Annotated in this window: 6 protein-coding genes; 3 read left to right on the top strand and 3 right to left on the bottom strand. The window is 62.9% G+C overall.

The genetic code is table 11. The features are described 5' to 3' along the window. Positions 1-682: LysR substrate-binding domain-containing protein (locus EOA60_RS23705; RefSeq protein ID WP_128311987.1), on the top strand; the 682-nt coding region annotated here is incomplete at its 5' end. A gap of 58 nt (positions 683-740) precedes the next feature. Here EOA60_RS23705 and rpsI read toward each other — a convergent pair. The 3 genes from rpsI to EOA60_RS23690 form a co-directional block, all read right to left on the bottom strand. Further along, positions 741-1,217: a 30S ribosomal protein S9 gene (gene rpsI, locus EOA60_RS23700; protein ID WP_066989448.1), complete on the bottom strand. Its 477-nt coding sequence runs from the start codon at positions 1,215-1,217 to the stop codon at positions 741-743. Continuing rightward, the gene (rplM, locus tag EOA60_RS23695) at positions 1,217-1,681 is read right to left on the bottom strand and encodes a 50S ribosomal protein L13 (protein WP_066989450.1); all 465 of its coding nucleotides are present in this window, start codon (positions 1,679-1,681) and stop codon (positions 1,217-1,219) included. The genes rpsI and rplM overlap by 1 nt, the downstream gene beginning before the upstream one ends. Before the next feature lie 224 nt (positions 1,682-1,905). Next, entirely contained in the window at positions 1,906-2,367 is a 462-nt protein-coding gene (locus EOA60_RS23690; protein ID WP_127334848.1) for a PaaI family thioesterase, read from the bottom strand. Between the two features lie 148 nt (positions 2,368-2,515). Between EOA60_RS23690 and EOA60_RS23685 the strand changes: the two genes are divergently transcribed. Together EOA60_RS23685 and EOA60_RS23680 are read left to right on the top strand one after the other, a co-directional pair. Then, a complete protein-coding gene (locus tag EOA60_RS23685; protein ID WP_095824723.1) occupies positions 2,516-3,337 on the top strand; it encodes an enoyl-CoA hydratase in 822 nt (273 codons plus the stop codon). A 45-nt stretch (positions 3,338-3,382) separates the two neighbouring features. After that, a partial coding sequence (locus EOA60_RS23680) for an AAA family ATPase (RefSeq protein ID WP_128311985.1) occupies positions 3,383-3,611 on the top strand: 229 nt, incomplete at its 3' end.

Below are 3,611 nucleotides of genomic sequence, written 5' to 3'. Positions count from 1 at the left end.
GGTAGAAGCTGCGCTCGATGTGGTGAACGGCTTTCGCGACCGGCCCGCCGGAACCTTGCGTCTCAACGTGCCGATAAGCGCCTCGCGGCTGGTGCTGCCCAAGATCGTTCCGCGATTTCTCGCGGCCTATCCCGCCATTCGCCTGGAGGTGATCGCCGAGGAGAACTTTGTCGATGTGCTGGTGGCCGGCTGCGACGCCGGAATCCGCTATGACGAGCGGCTGGAGCAGGACATGATCGCGGTGCCGATCGGACCGCGCGCGCAGCGCTTCACGACCTCCGCCGCGCCGTCCTACCTTGATCGGCACGGTCGGCCGCAGCACCCGCGCGACCTGCTTGGCCATGCCTGCGTGCGCGGCCGCTTCCCGAGCGGGGTCATGACGCCCTGGGAGTTCGAGCGGGACGGCGAGGTGGTGCGGGTCGATCCCACGGGGCCATTGGTCGTCAGCATCGGTGGTGGCGTCGATCTCGCTGTCGATGCGGCGATCGCCGGCGTCGGCATCCTTTGGCTCTTCGAGGACTGGGTGCGCCCGTATTTCGACAGCGGCGTTCTGGAACCTGTGCTCCAGCCCTGGTGGCAAAGCTTCTCGGGGCCGTTTCTTTATTACCCTGGCCGGCGCTTGGTGCCGGCGCCGCTGCGCGCGTTCATCGACTACATAAAAACGCCGGCCGGGCACTGGTGACGGAAACAAAAAAGCCGCCCGGAGGCGGCCTTTTCGAAATGCTTGGACTTCGCAGCGCTTAGCGCTTCGAGAACTGGAAGCTGCGGCGGGCCTTGGCCTTGCCGTACTTCTTGCGCTCGACCACGCGGCTGTCGCGGGTGAGGAAGCCGCCCTTCTTGAGCACCGAGCGCAGGCCCGGCTCGTAATAGGTCAGCGCCTTGGAGATGCCGTGACGCACGGCGCCCGCCTGGCCGGAGAGACCGCCGCCGATCACGGTGGCGACGATGTCGTACTGGCCGGCGCGGTTGGCGGCGACGATCGGCTGGTTGAGGATCATCTGCAGCACGGGACGCGCGAAATAGGTCGCGAATTCCTTGTCGTTGACGATGATCTTGCCGGAGCCCGGCTTCACCCAGACGCGCGCGATCGCGTTCTTGCGCTTGCCAGTGGCATAGGCGCGGCCCGACTTGTCGAGCTTCTGGACGTGGACAGGCGCGGCCGGCTGCGCGGCGGTCGTGACAGTCCCGAGTTCTGCGAGCGAGGAAAGCTCAGCCATTACGAGGCCCTCTTGTTCTTGGAGTTCAGCTTGGCCACGTCGAGCGTGACGGGCTGCTGGGCCGCGTGCGGATGCTCAGTGCCTGCATAGACGCGGAGATTCTTCATCTGGCGGCGGCCAAGCGGGCCGCGCGGGATCATGCGCTCCACAGCCTTCTCGACGACGCGCTCGGGGAAGCGGCCCTCGAGCAGCTGGCGGGCGGTGCGCTCCTTGATGCCGCCGGGATGGCCGGTGTGCCAGTAATAGACCTTGTCGGTGTACTTCTTGCCGGTGAACACCACCTTGTCGGCATTGATGACGATGACATTGTCGCCATCATCGACATGCGGGGTGAAAGTGGGCTTGTGCTTGCCGCGCAGATGGTTGGCGATGACAGTGGCAAGGCGGCCGACGACGAGACCCTCGGCGTCGATCAGCACCCACTTCTTCACCACATCCGCAGGCTTCTGCGAAAAGGTAGCCATGTTTTGCTCTCAGGTTGACCGTCCTGTCCGCGAACGGCAGGAACAGGCGTTTTTTGTTGCTTGAATTGACGGAGAGGCCAAGCCGTCCGGCAATAACAAAACGGCGGCCCTTGCGGCCGCTGTTTCGTGACGGCTTATAGGCGAGGGTGCCGGATGCGTCAAGCCAAGCGGAAACTCTACTGGCGCTGAAAATAAAGCAAAAACAATCAATTGGCGAAACGGTATTATTTTACCTCATCCATTCGCTTCGGCGCGATCGAATAAGTCCCAGTGGCGTGGGCCACCCTGTGCCGGTCGGCCCCGGCGACGATGTCGATGTCGAAGACCATCAGGCTCTTTCCGAGCTTGAGGATACGGCAATGGCCGTCGATCGCTCCGGCCTCTGCCTTGCGCATGAAGTTGATGTTGAGATTGGTCGTCACCGAAAGCGCATCCGGCCCGGCATGGCTGAGCACGCACACATAGCCGCCAATGTCGGCAAGCGTGAACAGCGCGGGACCCGAGACGGTGCCGCCGGGGCGCAGATGGCGCTGGTCGGCATTGAGCCGCACCGTGCAGCCGCCCGGAAACACTTCCAGCGCCTCATAGAAGGAGAACTGGTCGTTGAGCTGCGGATAGACGTTTGCCATCAGCGCGTTGACTTCGGCCGAGGTCAGCACCGGCTTGAGATTGCTTTGAGCGGGCATGCGCGATTCCTATATACGGGAAGTTCCAGGCGGCGCGCCTGGACCAAACGGTGCCACGGAGAAAACACGTCTCGCGGCTGTTCTTCAATCGGCAGCATGTTAGTTCTGTTGCTCCATAACCCGGGACCGCTGATCGAGAGGTTCAAAAATGGCCGAAGTCGTTGCTATCAAGCCCGCCGTCGCCGACGGCCCGGTTCTTGTCAGCCAAGACAAGGGCGTGCTGCGCCTCACCCTTGCAAGCCCGCCGGCCAACGCGCTGTCGCTGGCGACGATGGCGGCGCTGCAGGCCGAGTTCGACCGCGTGAAGGACGACAAATCCGTACGCGTCATCATCCTGGCAGCGTCAGGCAAAGTGTTTTGCGCCGGCCACGACCTCAAGGAAATGACGGCGCACCGCGCCGAACCGGATCGCGGCCGCGCCTTCTTCGAAATGACCTTTGTCGCCTGCGCAAAGCTGATGCAGACTATCGTGCGCCATCCGAGGCCGGTAATCGCCGAGGTCGACGGTCTGGCTACCGCGGCCGGACTGCAGCTTGTCGCGAGCTGCGACCTCGCCATCGCCTCGCACGAAGCGACCTTCTGCACGCCCGGCGTCAATATCGGCCTGTTCTGCTCGACGCCGATGGTTGCGCTGTCGCGCAACGTCTCGCGCAAGCAGGCGATGGAAATGCTTCTCACCGGCGAGACGATCGATGCGGCGACGGCCAAGGAGTTCGGTCTCGTCAACCGGATCGTGCCGCGCGAATATCTGAATCAGGTTGTCAACAAATACGCGCAAACGGTTGCTTCAAAATCGTCTTTGGTGGTCAAGACCGGCAAGGAGGCGTTCTACGCCCAGGCCGAAATGGGGCTGGCTGACGCCTACGCCTATACCGGCCGCGTGATGGTGGAAAACATGCTGGCGCGCGACGCCGAGGAGGGCATCGGCGCTTTCATCGGCAAGCGCAAGCCGGAATGGGCCGACGAATAATTGACCCGAGAATGCAGCGCGCTTTTTCATGATTGAAGGTCCGACGTGGCTGCCCGCAAGCAACTGACGCGGCTGAAAGCGCCCTATCTCAAGCGCATTCTGCTTGAGCCTTCGCGCGTCGCGGATTGGGATGGATATCCATGGAGCCTGCCGATCTTCCGGGATCGCGAATTCGAGTTCGAATTCACGTCGGCCATCACCATCATCGTTGGCGAGAACGGCACCGGCAAATCGACGCTGCTCGAAGCCATCGGCGCGCTGGCCGGCTATGACG

The sequence above is a fragment of the Mesorhizobium sp. M1A.F.Ca.IN.020.06.1.1 genome, from assembly GCF_004023265.1.
Taxonomy (GTDB): domain Bacteria; phylum Pseudomonadota; class Alphaproteobacteria; order Rhizobiales; family Rhizobiaceae; genus Mesorhizobium.
This window is presented reverse-complemented; position numbering and strand designations above follow the sequence as displayed.